This window comes from Streptomyces sp. NPDC050315 (assembly GCF_040655775.1).
Classification (GTDB): Bacteria; Actinomycetota; Actinomycetes; order Streptomycetales; family Streptomycetaceae; genus Streptomyces.
In genome coordinates, this window is record NZ_JBFAKN010000002.1 from 624,819 (window position 1) to 640,960 (window position 16,142).

Genomic DNA, 16,142 nt, shown 5'->3' on the forward strand with positions numbered 1-16,142 from the left:
CCCCCACCCCCGCCCCCAAACCCCAGCCCCCGTCCCTCAATCCCCGTCCCTCAGCCCCCGCTCCCCAGCCCCCGCTCCTCACCCCTTCCCCCTCACTCCCGCCCCGCCGAAGTGAACGCCATGTCGGCGTAGCGGTCGCCCGCTACTCGGGACGCGATGGGGTCCAGGCGGGAGAGTTCTTCGGGGGTGAGGCGGAGGAAGGTCGCGGCGGTGTTCTCCGTGACGCGGGCGGCGCGGCGGGTGCCCGGGATCGGGACCACGGCGAGGCCGCGGACTTCGGCCTGCTGCTGCACCCATGCCAGCGCGACCTGACCCGGCGTCACTCCACGTGCCTCGGCGATCTCCCGTACGGGTACGAGCAGTTCGGCGTTGGCGGCCGCGTTGTCACCGGTGAAGCGCGGCTGCGTGCGGCGGAAGTCGTCCTCGGTCAGTTCCTTGTCGGCGCTGACGAACGAGCCGGTCAGGAAGCCGCGGCCGAGCGGCGAGTACGGCACGAAGCCGACGCCCAGCTCGGCGGCGGCCGGCACCACGCCCGCTTCGACGTCCCGGCTGAACAGCGACCACTCCGACTGCACGGCCGCGATCGGGTGCACGGCGTGCGCGGCGCGCAGTTCCTCGCCCGTGACCTCGCTCAGGCCCAGGTGCTTGACCTTGCCCTCGGTGATCAGCTCGGCCATCGCGCCGACCGTCTCCTCGATGGGGACATTCACGTCGCGGCGGTGCATGTAGTAGAGGTCGATGGTCTCGACGCCGAGACGGGCGAGGCTCGCCTCGATGGCCTGGCGGATGTACGGGCGGTCGTTGCGGATGCCGCGCTTGTACGGGTCGGACGGGTCCATGATGATCGAGAACTTGGTGGCCAGCACGACCTCGTCGCGGTGGGCCCGGATGAAGGGGGCGATGAGTTTCTCGTTCTCACCGGCGCCGTAGGCGTCGGCGGTGTCGTACAGCGTGACGCCCAGTTCGAGCGCGCGCTCCAGCGTCCCGCGCGTCTGGGCGGCGTCGGAGCCGGGGCCGTACGCCCAGCTCATGCCCATGCAGCCGAGGCCCTGGACGCCGACGCGCGGTCCCCCGTTGCCCAGCTCGACGGATGCGATCTGCTCAGCCATGTTCCAGCTCCCTCTCCGACGCCAGGCGGGCGTCGGCGTACAGGTCGATCTTGTAGTCGAGGACGTCCAGCGTGTCGCGCAGTTCGGCGATCCGCTGCCGGACGTCCTCGCGGTGTGCCGTGAGGAGCCGTTCCCGGGCGGCGAACGTCGCGGGGCCTTCGCGGACCATTTCGGCGTACCGGACCATGTCGGCGACCGGCATTCCGGTCAGCCGCAGCTTGCCCACCAGGTCCAGCCAGTCCAGGTCGCGGTTGGTGAAGCGGCGCTGCCCGGTGTGGGTGCGGTCGACGTGCGGCATCAGGCCGATGCGTTCGTACCAGCGCAGGGTGTGGGCGCTGAGTCCGGTGAGGCCGACGACCTCGCTGATCGTGTACCGGTCCTGGCCGTCCGGCCGCCGCGGTCCGGACCGCAGGCCGGCGCAGTTGCGCGGCTTCGTCGGCGCCGTGACCGGAGCGCTCTCGATGACCGTCATGCCGTCTCTCCCGTTCGCCGTACCGCTCGCCGTGCCGTTCGCTGTTCCGCTCGCCGCTTTGCTCGCCGTTTCGCTCACGACGCTGACAACGCTAGAGAGCTGGAGTGCACTCCAAGCAAGCGAAGACTTGGCGGAATCTTGAGGAAGTTACGCTGGGCGCCATGGAGAGCCTGCGGATGATCGAGAACTGGCCGGTGCCCACTGCTGCGGCGGTCGTCGTACGAGCCGACGGCACGGTGGCCGGTGCGCACGGGCCGCAGGAGCACCGCTTCGCATTGGCCTCCGTGACCAAGCTGCTGGCCGCGTACGCGGCGCTGCTCGCGGTGGAGGAGGGCGCGGTGGAGCTGGACGAGCCGGCGGGCCCGGACGGCGCCACGGTACGGCATCTGCTCGCGCACACGTCGGGGCTGGCGTTCGACGAGGACCGGGTGATGGCCGCGCCCGGTACGCGGCGGATCTACTCCAACGCCGGTTTCGAGGCGCTGGGCGAGCACCTCACGAAGGCCACGGACATCCCCTTCCCGCAGTACTTGAAGGAGGCCGTGCTCGATCCGCTGGGCATGACGGCCACCGAGCTGCCGGCCGACGGCTCACCGGCGAAGGACGGCGTGTCGACCGCCGCCGACCTGGCCCGGTTCGGCGCCGAGCTGCTGGCGCCGCGGCTGCTGGCGCGCGCGACGCTGGACGCGGCGACCTCGGTGGTCTTCCCCGGGCTGTCGGGTGTGCTGCCGGGGTACGGCAACCAGAAGCCGAACGACTGGGGGCTGGGCTTCGAGATCCGGGACGGGAAGGCGCCGCACTGGACGGGTGCCGGATCGTCGCCGCGTACGTTCGGGCACTTCGGGCAGGCCGGAACGTTCCTGTGGGTGGACCCGGACGCGGGCGCCGCCTGCGCCGCGCTCGCGGACCGCGCGTTCGGGCCGTGGGCGATCGAGGCGTGGCCGCCCTTCACGGACGCGGTACTGGCGGATCTGCGGGCGGCCTGAGACCGGGCCGCGAACCGGGCGTCAGCCCGTACATGGGCGTAAGCCGTGCACACCCCGGCATAAGCCGCACACAGGGCATCAGCCGTACGTGGGTTCCTCGCGCATCTCCCACATCAGGAGCTCCGCCGGGGACTCGGCGGTCAGCTCCAGCTCCTTGGCGTCGGTGACGCGCGCCGCGTCGCCCGCCTCCAGCAGCGCCGGGCCGCCGTCGGTGAGCGCGTCGCCGAGGCGTACCGCGCCGCGTACGACGTGCACGTAGATCCGCGCGCCGTCCGGTACGGCCGTACGGTCGCCCGCCGCGAGCCGCCGTACGTGCAGCATCGCATCGGCGCGCGGCACGGCGTACGGGGTGCCGTCGGCGATGCCGCGCACCACTTCGTAGTCGGGCTCGCCGCCGAAGGCGGTGGGGGCCAGCCACATCTGCACGAAGCACAGCGGCCCGTCGGAGTCGTTGCGTTCGACGTGCCGTACCCCGGCGGCGGAGCTGAGCCGCTGCACGTCGCCGGCCCGTACGAGCGTCTCGTGCCCTGCGGTGTCGCGGTGGGTCAGTTCGCCCTCGACGACCCAGGTGACGATCTCGGTGTTGCTGTGCGGGTGTTCGTCGAAGCCGGCGCCCGGGGCCAGCCGCTCCTCGTTGCAGGCGATCATCGCGCCGAAGCGGATGTTGTCGGGGTCGTAGTGGTGGCCGAAGGAGAAGGCGTGCCGCGTGTCGATGCCGGCTTCCGCGTCCCCGCCCCGGTACCGCTCCTCGCCTCTGCGTACCTCGATCACCCGTGTCCACCTCTCCTGATCCAAGCCGGCCGGCCCCGGCAGAGGCCTCGGCTGGGGGCCCGAGGGTCACCCCCCGGATCAACACAGCATTCAGCCACCGTAGCCCCACCGCGCCACCACCCCGCCCCGATGAGGCAGGCTTGTCCCCGTGTCTGAACCCGCATCGCACGACGCCCACCCGCACTCCGCGACCCTGCGCCGCCTGGAGAAGTCCTCCGGCAAGCTCGCGGCCCATGCCATCGCCCGCATGGACGAGACACTGCCGTGGTACCGGGCGATGCCGCCGGAGAACCGGTCCTGGATCGGCCTGGTGGCGCAGGCGGGCATCGCGGCCTTCACCGAGTGGTTCCGGCATCCGGAGACCCCGCAGGCGATCTCCACGGATGTTTTCGGTACGGCGCCGCGCGAGCTGACGCGGGCGATCACGCTGCGGCAGACCGTGGAGATGGTCCGCACCACGATCGAGGTCATGGAGACGGCGATCGACGATGTCGCCGCTCCGGGTGACGAATCGGTGCTGCGCGAGGCGCTGCTGGTGTACGCGCGGGAGATCGCCTTCGCGACCGCACAGGTCTACGCGCAGGCCGCGGAGGCCCGGGGCGCCTGGGACGCGCGGCTGGAGTCGCTGGTCGTCAACGCCGTGCTGTCCGGTGAGGCGGACGAGGGCGCGGTGTCCCGGGCCGCGGCGCTGGGCTGGAACTCCCCGGAGCATGTCGCGGTGGTGCTCGGTACGGCGCCGGACGGCGACAGCGAGCTGACGGTCGAGGCGATCCGGCGGGCCGCGCGGCACGCGAAGCTGCAGGTGCTGACGGGTGTGCTCGGGACCCGGCTGGTGGTGATCGCGGGCGGTTCGGACGAGCCGCTGAAGGCGGCGAAGGCGCTGATCGGGCCGTTCGCGGCGGGTCCCGTGGTCGCGGGTCCGGTGGTCTCGGACCTGCTGGCGGCGACGCGGTCGGCGCAGGCAGCGGCGGCGGGCCTGAAGGCGTGCGCGGCGTGGCCGGACGCGCCGCGGCCGGTACTGGCGGACGATCTGCTGCCGGAGCGCGCGATGGCCGGAGACCCCGCAGCGCGCGATCAGCTGGTGGAGGAGATCTACAGACCACTGGAGGAAGCAGGCAGTGCCCTCCTCGAAACGCTGAGCGTCTATCTGGAGCAGGCGAGCAGCCTGGAGGGGGCGGCGCGGATGCTCTTCGTGCACCCCAACACCGTGCGCTACCGGCTCCGACGTGTGACCGACGTCACCGGGTGGTCGCCGTCCGATGTCCGCTCGGCGTTCACCTTGCGTATCGCCCTCATCCTGGGGCGCCTGGCCGACGGTGAGGCGCAACCCTAAGCTTTTGTTGGACACCCACAATTACCCCGATGGTTCTTCGTCCCTGTCCCCACGGGCGGGCGGGACCTCCCACAAGAGAGAGTGTGAGAGTGCTCGTACTCGTCGCTCCCGGCCAAGGCGCTCAGACGCCCGGCTTCCTGACTCCCTGGCTCGACCTTCCCGGTGTCGAGGACCGGCTGCGTGCCTGGTCCGACGCCATCGACCTCGACCTGGTGCACTACGGCACGAAGGCGGACGCGGACGAAATCCGTGACACCGCCGTCGCCCAGCCGCTGCTGGTCGCCTCCGCCCTGGTCTCCGCGCGGCAGCTCTTCGCCACGCCGGAGGACTTCGCGTCGCTCGTCGGCGCCGCGGCCGGGCACAGCGTCGGTGAGCTGGCCGCCGCCGCGCTGACCGGTGTGCTGCCGGACGAGGCCGCCATGGGTCTCGTACGCAAGCGTGGTCTGGCCATGGCCGAGGCCGCGGCCGTCACCGAGACCGGCATGTCGGCCCTGCTGGGCGGCGAGCCGGAGACGGTCCTGCCGCACCTGGAGAAGCTGGGCCTGACCCCGGCGAACGTGAACGGCGCGGGCCAGATCGTGGCCGCCGGCACCGCCGAGCAGCTGGCGGCGCTCGCCGAGGACAAGCCGGAGGGCACCCGCCGGGTCGTCCCGCTGAAGGTGGCCGGCGCGTTCCACACGGTGCACATGGCCCCGGCGGTCGCCACGCTGGAGTCCGCGGTGGCCGAGCTGTCCCCCGCCGCTCCGCACACCCGGTACGTCTCGAACAAGGACGGCCAGGTCGTCACCGGCGGCCAGGAGGTCGTGCAGCGGCTGGTGGGCCAGGTGGCCAACCCGGTCCGCTGGGACCTGTGCATGGAGACCTTCAAGGAACTGGGCGTCACCGCGATGATCGAGGCGGCCCCCGGCGGGACCCTGGTGGGCCTCGCCAAGCGCGCGCTGCCCGGTGTGAAGACCCTCGCGCTGAAGACGCCGGAGGACCTCGACGCGGCCCGCGAGCTGATCGCCGAGCACGCTTCTCCCGCTGCCGAGAACTCGGCCGGATAAGGAGACCGACAAGCATGACCTCGAAGATCAAGCCTGCGCAGGGCGCCCCGTACGCGCGGATCATGGGCGTGGGCGGCTACCGCCCCGTCAATGTCGTGCCGAACGAGGAGATCCTCAAGTACATCGACTCGTCCGACGAGTGGATCCGGTCGCGCTCGGGCATCGCCACGCGTCACTGGGCCGGTCCCGAGGAGACCGTCGCGGCGATGTCGGTGGAGGCGGCGGGCAAGGCGATCGCCGATGCCGGTCTCACGCCGGAGCAGATCGGCGGCGTGATCGTCTCCACGGTCTCGCACTTCAAGCAGACCCCGGCGGTCGCGACGGAGATCGCGCACCGGATAGGGGCGGGCAAGCCGGCCGCGTTCGACATCTCGGCGGGCTGCGCGGGCTTCGGTTACGGCCTGACCCTGGCCAAGGGCATGATCACCGACGGCTCGGCCGAGTACGTGCTGGTCATCGGCGTGGAGCGGCTCTCGGACCTGACCGACCTGGAGGACCGCGCGACGGCCTTCCTCTTCGGTGACGGCGCGGGCGCCGTGGTCGTGGGCCCGTCGCAGGAGCCGGCCATCGGCCCGACGGTCTGGGGCTCGGAGGGCGACAAGTCCGAGACCATCAAGCAGACCCTGAGCTGGGACGTCTACCGCCGCACCCCGGTGCCCGGCGGCAACGGCCCCGCCGACCAGCTTGCCTTGGACGAGATCCGCTACCCGGCGATCACCCAGGAGGGCCAGGCGGTCTTCCGCTGGGCGGTCTTCGAGATGGCCAAGGTCGCCCAGGAAGCCCTGGACGTGGCCGGCGTCAAGCCCGAGGATCTGGACGTCTTCATCCCGCATCAGGCCAACATGCGGATCATCGACTCGATGGTGAAGACGCTCAAGCTCCCCGAGTCCGTCACGGTCGCCCGTGACGTGGAGACCACCGGCAACACCTCGGCCGCCTCGATTCCGCTCGCGATGGAGCGGCTGCTGGCGACCGGTCAGGCCAAGAGCGGCGACACCGCACTCGTCATCGGGTTCGGGGCGGGTCTCGTGTACGCCGCCACGGTCGTTACTCTCCCCTAGGCAAGATCTACGCAGCGCCGACGTCTCCGGACGATCCAGCGGCTGTACGGAACTTCACCGCAACGCACAGTTTCACTCGAAAAACACCGAAGGAGCGCCAACATGGCCGCCACTCAGGAAGAGATCGTCGAAGGTCTCGCCGAGATCGTGAACGAGATCGCCGGGATCCCCACCGAGGACGTCAAGCTGGACAAGTCCTTCACCGATGACCTGGACGTCGACTCGCTGTCCATGGTCGAGGTCGTCGTCGCCGCCGAGGAGCGCTTCGACGTCAAGATCCCCGACGACGACGTCAAGAACCTCAAGACGGTCGGCGACGCCACCAAGTACATCCTCGAGCACCAGGCCTGATCCAGGCCGGCATGTCGCCACCCCGCGGTGGCGCCGTCGATTCTCGACCCCTCTACCTGTGGAGACAAGAATTTCCGTGAACGCGACCAATCGCACCGTGGTCGTCACCGGTATCGGCGCAACCACACCGCTGGGTGGCGACTCCGCTTCGACCTGGGAAGGTCTGATGGCGGGCCGCTCCGGCGTGCGACCCCTGGAAGACGAGCGCTTTGCCGACCTGCCCGTCCGGATGGCCGCCACCGCAGCCGTCGAGCCGGACCAGGTCCTGCCGCGCCCCGTCGCCCGCAAGCTCGACCGCTCGGCGCAGTTCGCGCTGATCGCCGCGCGTGAGGCGTGGGCCGACGCCGGTTACACCGGCCCGGCCGGCGAGGACACCGCCGAGGACGGCTCGGCGCTGATCGACCCGGACCGTCTGGGCACCGTGATCGCCTCCGGCATCGGCGGCGTGACCACCCTGCTCGACCAGTACGACGTGCTGAAGGAGAAGGGCGTACGCCGCGTCTCCCCGCACACCGTGCCCATGCTCATGCCCAACGGCCCGTCCGCCAACGTCGGCCTGGAGGTCGGCGCGCAGGCGGGCGTGCACACCCCCGTGAGCGCCTGCGCCTCCGGCGCCGAGGCCATCGGGTACGCCGTCGAGATGATCCGCACCGGCCGTGCCGATGTGGTCGTCGCGGGCGGCACCGAGGCGGCGATCCACCCGCTTCCCATCGTCGCCTTCGCGAACATGATGGCGATGTCGAAGAACAACGACGAGCCGCAGAAGGCGTCCCGTCCGTACGACACCGCCCGGGACGGCTTCGTCCTCGGTGAGGGTGCGGGCGTAGTGATCCTGGAGTCGGCGGAGCACGCGGCCAAGCGCGGCGCCAAGGTGTACTGCGAGGTGCTGGGCCAGGGCCTGTCCGCGGACAGCCACCACATCGCGCAGCCCGAGCCGACCGGCCGGGGCATCGCGGCGGCCGTGCAGAACCTGCTGGACGCCACCGACCTCAAGCCGGCCGAGCTGGCGCACCTCAACGCGCACGCCACGTCCACCCCGCAGGGTGACATCGCCGAGATCAAGGCGCTGCGCCGGGTGCTGGGCGACGACGTGGACCACATCGCGATCTCCGGTACCAAGTCGATGACCGGCCACCTGCTGGGCGGCGCGGGCGGCGTCGAGACCGTCGCGACGGTCCTCGCGCTCCACCACCGCCAGGCCCCGCCGACCATCAACGTCGAGAACCTCGACGACGAGGTCGACGCGGACATCGTCCGTAACGAGCCCCGCCGGCTGCCGGAGGGCACGATCGCCGCGATCAACAACTCGTTCGGCTTCGGCGGCCACAACGTGGTTCTGGCGTTCCGTACGGTCTGACGCCGGCCGTCGTACGTGGTGAGGGCCCGCCCGGCTGAACCGGGCGGGCCCTCGTCTTGCCCGTCGAACGCCGCAACCATTAATTGAGAAACCCAGGCGGCGAGCAATTGGGTCCGCGAGAGCGGCGGCGGTTCAGCCGCAAAAAGAGGCGAAGTACGCGGCGGCGCCGTCCTTGTCGCCGTGGCCCGCCGCCTCCGCCCTGCGGAAGCGTTCGGCGGCGGCCGCCGCCAGGTCCATCCGTACGCCGGCGCCCTCCGCGGCCGTCGCGATCAGGGCCGCGTCCTTGCGGCCCGCGGAGACCGTGAAGCTCGCCGGGTAGTCGCCGGAGAGGATCAGCTCGGACTTCATCCGGAGGTACGGCACGTCGAGGGGGCCGCCGGCCACCGCGTCCAGGAAGTCGCGCGGGTCCACACCCAGGCCCTCGGCGAGCGCCAGCGCCTCGCCCGCGCCGTTGATGATGGTCAGTACCCAGCTGTTGGCGACGAGCTTGAGGCGGCTGCCGGCGCCGCTCGCGCCGTCCTCACCGGCCCACAGCGTGCGCTGCCCGACGATTCCGAAGACCTCCTCGGCGGCCTTCCGTACGTCCTGCGGTCCGGCCGCGAGGACGGTCAGGGCCCCGTTCTCGGCGGGCTGCTTGGTACCGAGGACCGGGGCGTCGACGAAGGTCAGACCATGTGCGGTCGCGAACTGGGCGAGCGGCGCCAGCGCCTGGGGGCCGACCGTGCTCATCTGCAGCCACAGCTGCCCGGGGCGCAGCGCGGGCTCGGCCTGCCGTACGGCGTCCAGTGCGGCGGGCCCGTCGTGCACCATCGTGAGCAGGATGTCCGCGCCGTCCACCGCGGCGGCGGCGGTGTCGGCCACTCGCGCGCCGTCGGCGGCCAGCGGTTCGGCCTTGGCGCGGGTGCGGTTCCATACGCGGACGTCGAGGCCGGCGCGCGCGAGGTTGCGGGCCATGGCGGCCCCCATGATTCCGGTGCCCAGTACGGCCACTGAGGTCTTGTCAGCCATGAACGGCACGCTACGTCTTCGAGCGAGCTCGAAGACAAACGCGCCGCGCCCTCACACGACCTGGTGCAGCCACCGCACCGGCGCGCCCTCGCCCGCGTACCGGAAGGGCTCCAACTCGTCGTCCCAGGGCTTTCCGAGGAGCCGGGCGACCTCGGCGGCCAGGTCGGTCTCGCCGCGCGCGGAGCGGGCCACCGCGGCCCGCAGCCGGTCCTCGGGGATCAGGATGTCGCCGTGGATGCCCGTGACGGCGTGGAAGATGCCCAGGTCGGGCGTGGAGCTGTAGCGCTCGCCCTCGGCGGCCGCGCACGGCTCGGCGGTCACCTCGAAGCGCAGGAGGTGCCAGCCGCGCAGCGCGGAGGCGAGTTTGGAGGCGGTGCCGGACTCGCCCTGCCAGGAGAACTCCGCGCGCCACGTGCCGGGCGAGGCGGGCTGGCGGATCCAGTCGAGATTGACGCGCACGCCGAGGACGCCCGCGACGGCCCATTCGACGTGCGGGCACAGCGCGCGCGGAGCGGAGTGGACGTACAGAACTCCACGTGTCGTCACCGGGACCTCCAGTACGGTTCGAGGTTCGCCTTCCCCAGCGGCCTCGTGCCCGTTCCGGTCGCGGCCGGGACAGCTGCTGACATTCTGCCCCAATGATCACTTCGGCACCAGCACGCGAGGTTACCTACAGTAAACACCATGGGGCTCAATTCGCCACAAAAGGGACAGGAAATGACGTGTTGTAATTTGTTCGTACGGGAGTGCGCTACTCCTCCAGGTCGCCGCCCGACGGCCACGGGGCAAAGCTATCGCGCTGTGACCGCCGAGGAGTGACGTACCGTCGCTCACGGAAGAGATATCACTCGCACGTCGGAGGGGGACAGAGGATGGCAAAGATCAACTGGGCCACCGGACGCCCCCGCCGGCGACCGGTCACCGTGCCCGCGATGCTCGCCGCCGCCCTGCTCCTCGCCGTCCCGGCCTGCGGTTCCGGCGACGCCGGCGACAACTCCCCGGCCTCGCGCGGCCGCACGGAATCCGCCCGTCCGCACCCGGCGCCCCCACCGGTTTGGGACACCCGTCCGGATTCGGTGGCCGCGCTGGGTGACTCGATAACGGCCGGCTTCGACGCCTGCGGACTGCTGGCCGACTGCTCCGCCGCCTCCTGGGCCACGGGCACGGATCCGGCCGTCCGCAGCCTGGCCGAACGCCTCCTGACGGACCCGTCCGGGCACGCCTGGAACTACGCCCGCACCGGAGCGCTCATGGCCGATCTGCCTCGCCAGATCGACCGAGCGATTCCGCACAAACCCCAACTTGTCACGATCCTGATCGGCGCCAACGACGCCTGCCGGAACAACGCCTCCGCCATGACACCGACGGCTGAATTCCGCGCCGGTTTCCGGACGTCCCTGAAGAAGCTGCGCCGCGCGCTGCCCCGTACGCAGGTCTACGTCGCCGCGGTGCCCGACCTGATGCGACTGTGGTCGCAGGGCCGCCGGAATCCGGTGGGCAAGCAGGTGTGGAAGCTCGGGATCTGCCAGTCGATGCTGCACGGCGCGGACGACGTCTCGCGCGCCGCCAGTGACCGCAGGGAGGGCGTGCGGGACCGGGTGGTGGCCTACAACACGGCGCTGCGCGAGGTGTGCGAGCAGGACCGCCGTTGCCGCTTCGACCAGGCGGTTTTCGACTACCGCTTCACCGGCCGGGAGTTGAGCGAGTGGGACTGGTTCCACCCGAGCAAGCGCGGCCAGCGGGAACTGGCCGGGATGGCCTACCGCACCGTCACCCGCCCCGAAGGCCGCGGCTGACCGCGCACCGTCTTCGGGACGCGCGGGCATAGGCTCGCCGCCATGAGCGCGACCCACGTCGCCGAAGAGCCCTTCGGCACCTTGAAAAACGGCAGTATCGTCCACCGCTGGACACTCGAAGCAGGCGCAGTCCGGGTACGGATCCTGACGTACGGCGGCATCGTGCAGAGCATCGAGACACCCGACCGGCACGGCGCCCGCGGCGAGATCGCGCTCGGCCTCCCGGACGCGGCCGGGTACGAGGCGCACGGCGAGTCGTACTTCGGGGCGCTGGTCGGCCGGTACGCGGGCCGTATCGGGGGCGCCGCGTTCACCCTTGAGGGCCGGCGGTACGCGCTGCCCGCCAATGACGGCCCGAACTGCCTGCACGGTGGCGTCGCGAACTTCTCCACGGCCCTGTGGGACGCCGCGCCGTGCCCAGGAGGGGTGGAGCTGCGGCGCACCAGTAGGGACGGCGAGGAGGGCTTCCCCGGGGCGCTGGACGTCCGCGTCCGGTACACCCTCTCCCCGGCCGGCGAGCTGGCCTGCGACTACCTCGCCACCACGGACGCGCCGACCGTCCTCAACCTCACCAACCACACGTACTTCGACCTCAGCGGCGACGGCAGCGGCAGCGCGGAGACCCACCGGCTGCGGATGGCCGCCGACCACTACCTCCCGGTCGACGTGACCGGCATCCCGGCCGGTGCCCCGGCCCCCGTCGCCGGCACCCGCTTCGACTTCCGGGCGCGCCGCACCGTAGGGCGCGGGTACGACCACACCTTCGTGATCGGCGACGGCTCCGGGACGCTCGGCGGCCCCGAGGACCGGGCCCCGGAGCCGCGCCCGGTGGCCGAGCTGAGCGACCCCGCCTCGGGCCGCGTCCTGCGCCTGTCGACCACCGAACCGGGCGTACAGCTCTACACGGCCGAGCACTTGGACGGCTCGCTTACGGGCAGCACGGGCCGCCCCCTCCTGGCGGGCGGCGGAATCGCCCTGGAGACCCAGCACTTCCCCGACTCCCCGAACCGGCCGGACTTCCCCTCTACGGTGCTGCGGCCGGGGCGGGTGTTCCGGTCGCGGACGGTGTGGGGATTCGGGGTGGAGTAGGCGGCGCCTACGGGGGCGGCCACCCGCTTCGGGGGCGCCACCCGCTTCGGGTGCGGCCGGCCGTGCCCGGAGGGCCGGCGGTTGCCCTCTACCGACACCTGCGCCCCTCCCGCTTTACTCGCCCCATGAGACGCATACGTACCAGGCTCATCGCCCTGGGGACCGCGCTGACGGCCGCGCTTCCCCTCGCCCTGACCGCACCGGCGGCCGCCCAGGAGGGGACCGACGCCCCGTCACCCGTCGCGGTCGAGGAGGGACGCCTTGGGCTCGCCGCGCCGCGGGAGATCCTGCGGCGCAGCGGTTTCGACGAGGTAGGGCCCGAATTCGCCCGGGGGCTTGCCGCGACGCGCTCGGAGGGGTCGGCGAAACGGTACGTCGTACGGGCCGGGCGGGCGCTGTGGGACCGCGCCGTGGACCGTGTCCAGGGGCGCGGCCCCATGGGCGGCGAGCTCAGCCGGGACGACGACCGGCCGCTGTACTGGGCGCGGCTGGAGATGACCCGGGCGCTGCGGGAATGGCAGCCGTCCTTCGAGTTGTCGGCCGAGCGGCGCGCGGTGCTGTACGGGGCGCTGGAACGCGCGTCCCGGGGCGAGGACTCGATCGAGCTGCCTCCGGGGCGGGGCGTCACGCGCGTCCTGGTGACGGGCTTCGACCCGTTCCAACTGGACGCCGATCCCCGGCGCAGCAACCCGTCGGGCGCGTCGGCGCTCGCGCTGGACGGGACGACGCTGCGTACCTCTTCGGGGCGGGCCGTACGGATCGAGACGGCGGTCTTCCCGGTCCGCTGGTCGGACTTCGCCGCGGGAACCGTGGAACGCACCCTGCTGCCGCACTTCCGCCCGGGACCGCGCCAGGTCGACCTCTTCACCACCGTCAGCCAGGGCCGCCCCGGCCGCTTCGATGTGGAGCGCACCAACGGGGCCTGGCGCGGCGGCTACCCGGACAATGCGCGGGAGTCGCGTACGGAGACGGTGCCGATCCCGGACGACGTGCCGACGGTCCGGCCGCAGCCCCAGTGGACGCGCACGACGCTGCCGTACGAGGCGCTCGCCGGCGGCGCGACCGGACCGTACCCGGTGCATGACAACACCGAGGTCACCGAGATCCCGGCTGGCGGCACCGAGCCGGTGAAGCGCCCGGACGGCCCGACCCCGGGCTCCACGGCCCGCGCGGGCGGTGGCGGCGACTACCTCTCCAATGAGATCGCCTACCGGGCGACGCTGCTGCGGGACGCGGTGGCCCCGTCGCTGCCGGGCGGCCATCTGCACACCCCGGTACTGGAATTCGGCTCCGGCAACACCGACCCGAAGACCGGCACGGTCACCGACCCGGCCTTCGTCCGCAACCGGCTGGCCATCGTCGGCCAGCTGCGAGAGCTGGTGCGGACGGCGGTGACGGCCGGTTGTCAGTGGCCGGGTGCATGATGGGCAAATGATCCTCGCAGCAGCGCAGTTCATCCCCGTCCCGCTGGACGCGGCCGCCAACGCGGCGCGGATGGCCGGGCTGGTCACCGAGGCCGCGGAGCGCGGCGCCGGGCTCGTCGTCTTCGCCGAACTGGCCCTGACGGGGTACGAGCTGGACGCGATAGCCGCAGCGCCGGAGCGGTATGCGTATGCACCGGACGCCCCGGTCCTCGCGCCCGTCGTCGCGGCCTGCCGGGCGACGGGCACGGCCGCGGTGGTCAACTGCCCGGCCCCGGCGCCGGACGGCGGCCTGGCCCTCACGTCGTACGTCTACGGCCCGGACGGCGCGCTGCTGACCCGCTACGACAAGCGGCATCTGCACGGCCAGGAGAAGGCGGTCTTCACACCCGGCCGCACGGACGGCAGGTGCACGCTCGGCGGCCTCCGCATCGCGCTGGCCACGTGCTACGACACCGCGCGCCCGGAGGTGTGGGAGCGGGCCGCGGCGGACGGCTGCGGGGTGCTGCTGGCGAGCGCGTTCCACGACTCGGCGGAGCGGACGGAGGGGTACGCCGCAGCCGCCCGGGAGCACGGCCTGCATGTGGTGCTGGCCAACTGTCTCGGCCCGGGCAGCCCGGGCATCGGCTGTGGGCTGAGCGGCGCGTGGTCGCCGGAGGCCGGCCGGATCGCCGACGCGGGAGCCGAGGCCGGGCTCGTGCTCGCCGACCTCCGGGAGCGGATCACGCTGATGTCGAACCCGGCGGTGGCTGCCGTGCCGGTCATGGAGTGCGGGGAGCCGCTGCTCGACGTGCGAACGGCGGCGCCGGAGCTGCGGATCTCCGGGACACGGCAGGACGCGCCGGGCGCCTTCGCGCAGCTGCGTACGGGCGTGGTGGAGCGGCTGCTGCGCGCCCAGAAGGCACTGCCCGACGGCCTACGGCTGCAGCTGGTGGAGGGGTACCGCCCGCCGGCCCTGCAGCGCCGGTACTTCGAGGAGTACGCCGCCGAGCTGCGGACCGCGCATCCGGAGTGGCCGCCCGCGCGCATACGGGACGCCGCCAGCCGGTATGTCTCGCCGCCGGAGATCGCCCCGCACAGCGCGGGCGGCGCGGTGGACGTACAACTCGTCACGGCCGACGGCGCGGAGGTCGACATGGGCTCGCCGGTCAACGCGAGCCCCGAGGAGAGCGCCGGCGCCTGCTACACGCACGCGCCGGGGCTCACCGCCGAGGCCCGCGCCCACCGCCGCGTCCTGAGCGCGGCCCTGGAGGGAGCCGGCCTGGTCAACTACCCCACGGAGTGGTGGCACTGGTCGTACGGCGACCGGTACTGGGCCCTGATGACCGGCGCGGAGCACTGCCGGTACGGCCCGAAGGAGGTCAGCCCTCCGGCAGCTCCTCCTCCGTCGGATACGACGGCTGCGCACCAGCCTTGGTGACGGCGGCGGCACCAACCCGCACCGCATACCGCGCGGCCACCGCCAACGACTCCCCCCGCGCCAGCCGAACCGCAAGCGCGCCGGTGAAGGCGTCGCCCGCCCCCGTGGTGTCCACGGCCTTCACCTTCACGCCCGGTACGGCCGCTTCCCCGTCCGCGTCCAGGACGTACGCGCCGTCGCCGCCGAGCGTGACGACGACCGAGCGGGCGCCCAGGTCGCGCAGCGCGCGGGCCCAGTCCGCCGGGCCTCCGTCCGCCGCGCCGGAGAGCCGCCGTGCCTCGTGCTCGTTGACGACCAGCGGGTCGGCGGCAGCGAGCAGTTCGGAGGCGAGGCTCTCGGGCGCCGGGGAGGGGTTGAGGACGACGCGGGTGCCGGCCTCGCGCGCCGTGGCGGCCGCGGCCGCCACGGACTCCATCGGGATCTCCAGCTGGAGGGAGAGCACGGCGGCGCCCGCGATCACCGCGTGCGCCGCGGCGACGTCCTTCGGGGTGAGCGCCGCGTTGGCGCCGGGCGAGACGACGATGCTGTTGTCACCGTCCGTGCCGACGATGATCATCGCGGTGCCGGTGCGGGCCTCCGGATCGGCGATGACATGCCGTACATCGGTACCGGCCGCGCGCTGGGCGTTCAGCAGCAGCTCGCCGTACGCGTCCCCGCCGATCCGCGCCAGCAGCGCCACCCGGCCGCCGAGCCGGGCGGCGGCGGCCGCCTGGTTGGCGCCCTTGCCGCCCGCCGACTCGACCAGGTCCGTACCGAGCACGGTCTCGCCCGCGTCCGGCCGCCGGTCCACCCGGACCGTCAGGTCGGCATTGGCCGAGCCCACCACCAGCACGTCGTAGTCGTAGCCGTGGCCGGTGTCTTCGCTGTGGTCGTCGTTGTGTGCGTGCACGTCCGCCGTTTCCATTCTTCGTTCACTGCCGGG

Annotated in this window: 16 protein-coding genes; 10 read left to right on the forward strand and 6 right to left on the reverse strand. The window is 72.4% G+C overall.

Annotated elements, in window-relative coordinates; all coding sequences use genetic code 11:
* Positions 1-92 precede the first annotated feature (92 nt).
* Together AB0I82_RS09790 and AB0I82_RS09795 are read right to left on the reverse strand one after the other, a co-directional pair.
* Entirely contained in the window at positions 93-1,109 is a 1,017-nt protein-coding gene (locus tag AB0I82_RS09790) for an aldo/keto reductase (protein ID WP_363256610.1), read from the reverse strand.
* The gene (locus AB0I82_RS09795) at positions 1,102-1,581 is read right to left on the reverse strand and encodes a MerR family transcriptional regulator (protein WP_363256612.1); all 480 of its coding nucleotides are present in this window, start codon (positions 1,579-1,581) and stop codon (positions 1,102-1,104) included. The genes AB0I82_RS09790 and AB0I82_RS09795 overlap by 8 nt, the downstream gene beginning before the upstream one ends.
* Positions 1,582-1,742: 161 nt before the next feature.
* Between AB0I82_RS09795 and AB0I82_RS09800 the strand changes: the two genes are divergently transcribed.
* Positions 1,743-2,567 (forward strand): serine hydrolase domain-containing protein, encoded by an 825-nt coding sequence (locus AB0I82_RS09800; RefSeq protein WP_363256613.1) that lies wholly within the window; start codon positions 1,743-1,745, stop codon positions 2,565-2,567.
* A gap of 78 nt (positions 2,568-2,645) precedes the next feature.
* Here the strand turns inward: AB0I82_RS09800 and AB0I82_RS09805 are convergent, their stop codons facing one another.
* Positions 2,646-3,338 carry a pirin family protein gene (locus AB0I82_RS09805; RefSeq protein ID WP_363256614.1) on the reverse strand — a complete coding sequence of 231 codons (693 nt, stop codon included), beginning with the start codon at positions 3,336-3,338 and terminating at the stop codon, positions 2,646-2,648.
* A 148-nt stretch (positions 3,339-3,486) separates the two neighbouring features.
* Here AB0I82_RS09805 and AB0I82_RS09810 point away from each other — a divergent pair, with 148 nt between their 5' ends.
* The 5 genes from AB0I82_RS09810 to AB0I82_RS09830 all read left to right on the forward strand — a co-directional run bounded on the left by AB0I82_RS09810 (position 3,487) and on the right by AB0I82_RS09830 (position 8,486).
* The gene (locus tag AB0I82_RS09810) at positions 3,487-4,671 is read left to right on the forward strand and encodes a helix-turn-helix domain-containing protein (RefSeq protein ID WP_030249149.1); all 1,185 of its coding nucleotides are present in this window, start codon (positions 3,487-3,489) and stop codon (positions 4,669-4,671) included.
* Positions 4,672-4,760: 89 nt separating this feature from the next.
* On the forward strand, positions 4,761-5,717 hold the full coding sequence (locus AB0I82_RS09815; RefSeq protein WP_363256615.1) for an ACP S-malonyltransferase: 957 nt from the start codon (positions 4,761-4,763) through the stop codon (positions 5,715-5,717).
* A 14-nt stretch (positions 5,718-5,731) separates the two neighbouring features.
* Positions 5,732-6,778 (forward strand): ketoacyl-ACP synthase III, encoded by a 1,047-nt coding sequence (locus AB0I82_RS09820; protein ID WP_363256616.1) that lies wholly within the window; start codon positions 5,732-5,734, stop codon positions 6,776-6,778.
* Positions 6,779-6,880: 102 nt separating this feature from the next.
* On the forward strand, positions 6,881-7,129 hold the full coding sequence (locus AB0I82_RS09825) for an acyl carrier protein (RefSeq protein WP_363256618.1): 249 nt from the start codon (positions 6,881-6,883) through the stop codon (positions 7,127-7,129).
* A gap of 76 nt (positions 7,130-7,205) precedes the next feature.
* Positions 7,206-8,486 (forward strand): beta-ketoacyl-[acyl-carrier-protein] synthase family protein, encoded by a 1,281-nt coding sequence (locus AB0I82_RS09830; RefSeq protein ID WP_363256620.1) that lies wholly within the window; start codon positions 7,206-7,208, stop codon positions 8,484-8,486.
* Between the two features lie 132 nt (positions 8,487-8,618).
* On the opposite strand, the gene AB0I82_RS09835 is transcribed toward AB0I82_RS09830, so the two are convergent.
* Together AB0I82_RS09835 and AB0I82_RS09840 are read right to left on the reverse strand one after the other, a co-directional pair.
* Positions 8,619-9,494, reverse strand: a complete 876-nt coding sequence (locus AB0I82_RS09835) for an NAD(P)-dependent oxidoreductase (RefSeq protein WP_363256621.1) — start codon at positions 9,492-9,494, stop codon at positions 8,619-8,621.
* 51 nt (positions 9,495-9,545) lie between these two features.
* A complete protein-coding gene (locus tag AB0I82_RS09840) occupies positions 9,546-10,040 on the reverse strand; it encodes a DUF3145 domain-containing protein (protein ID WP_031055108.1) in 495 nt (164 codons plus the stop codon).
* 326 nt (positions 10,041-10,366) lie between these two features.
* Here AB0I82_RS09840 and AB0I82_RS09845 point away from each other — a divergent pair, with 326 nt between their 5' ends.
* The 4 genes from AB0I82_RS09845 (at position 10,367) to AB0I82_RS09860 (ending at position 15,220) form a co-directional block, all read left to right on the forward strand.
* On the forward strand, positions 10,367-11,290 hold the full coding sequence (locus tag AB0I82_RS09845; protein ID WP_363256622.1) for an SGNH/GDSL hydrolase family protein: 924 nt from the start codon (positions 10,367-10,369) through the stop codon (positions 11,288-11,290).
* A gap of 42 nt (positions 11,291-11,332) precedes the next feature.
* Complete coding sequence (locus AB0I82_RS09850; protein WP_363256623.1) at positions 11,333-12,379, forward strand: aldose epimerase family protein; 1,047 nt, start codon at positions 11,333-11,335, stop codon at positions 12,377-12,379.
* 125 nt (positions 12,380-12,504) lie between these two features.
* Positions 12,505-13,803, forward strand: a complete 1,299-nt coding sequence (locus tag AB0I82_RS09855) for a pyroglutamyl peptidase (RefSeq protein WP_363256625.1) — start codon at positions 12,505-12,507, stop codon at positions 13,801-13,803.
* 7 nt (positions 13,804-13,810) lie between these two features.
* Entirely contained in the window at positions 13,811-15,220 is a 1,410-nt protein-coding gene (locus AB0I82_RS09860) for a nitrilase-related carbon-nitrogen hydrolase (protein ID WP_363256626.1), read from the forward strand.
* Here AB0I82_RS09860 and rbsK read toward each other — a convergent pair.
* Complete coding sequence (gene rbsK, locus AB0I82_RS09865; protein WP_363256627.1) at positions 15,162-16,109, reverse strand: ribokinase; 948 nt, start codon at positions 16,107-16,109, stop codon at positions 15,162-15,164. The two genes, AB0I82_RS09860 and rbsK, sit on opposite strands and share 59 nt — an antisense overlap.
* Between the last annotated feature and the right edge of the window lie 33 nt (positions 16,110-16,142).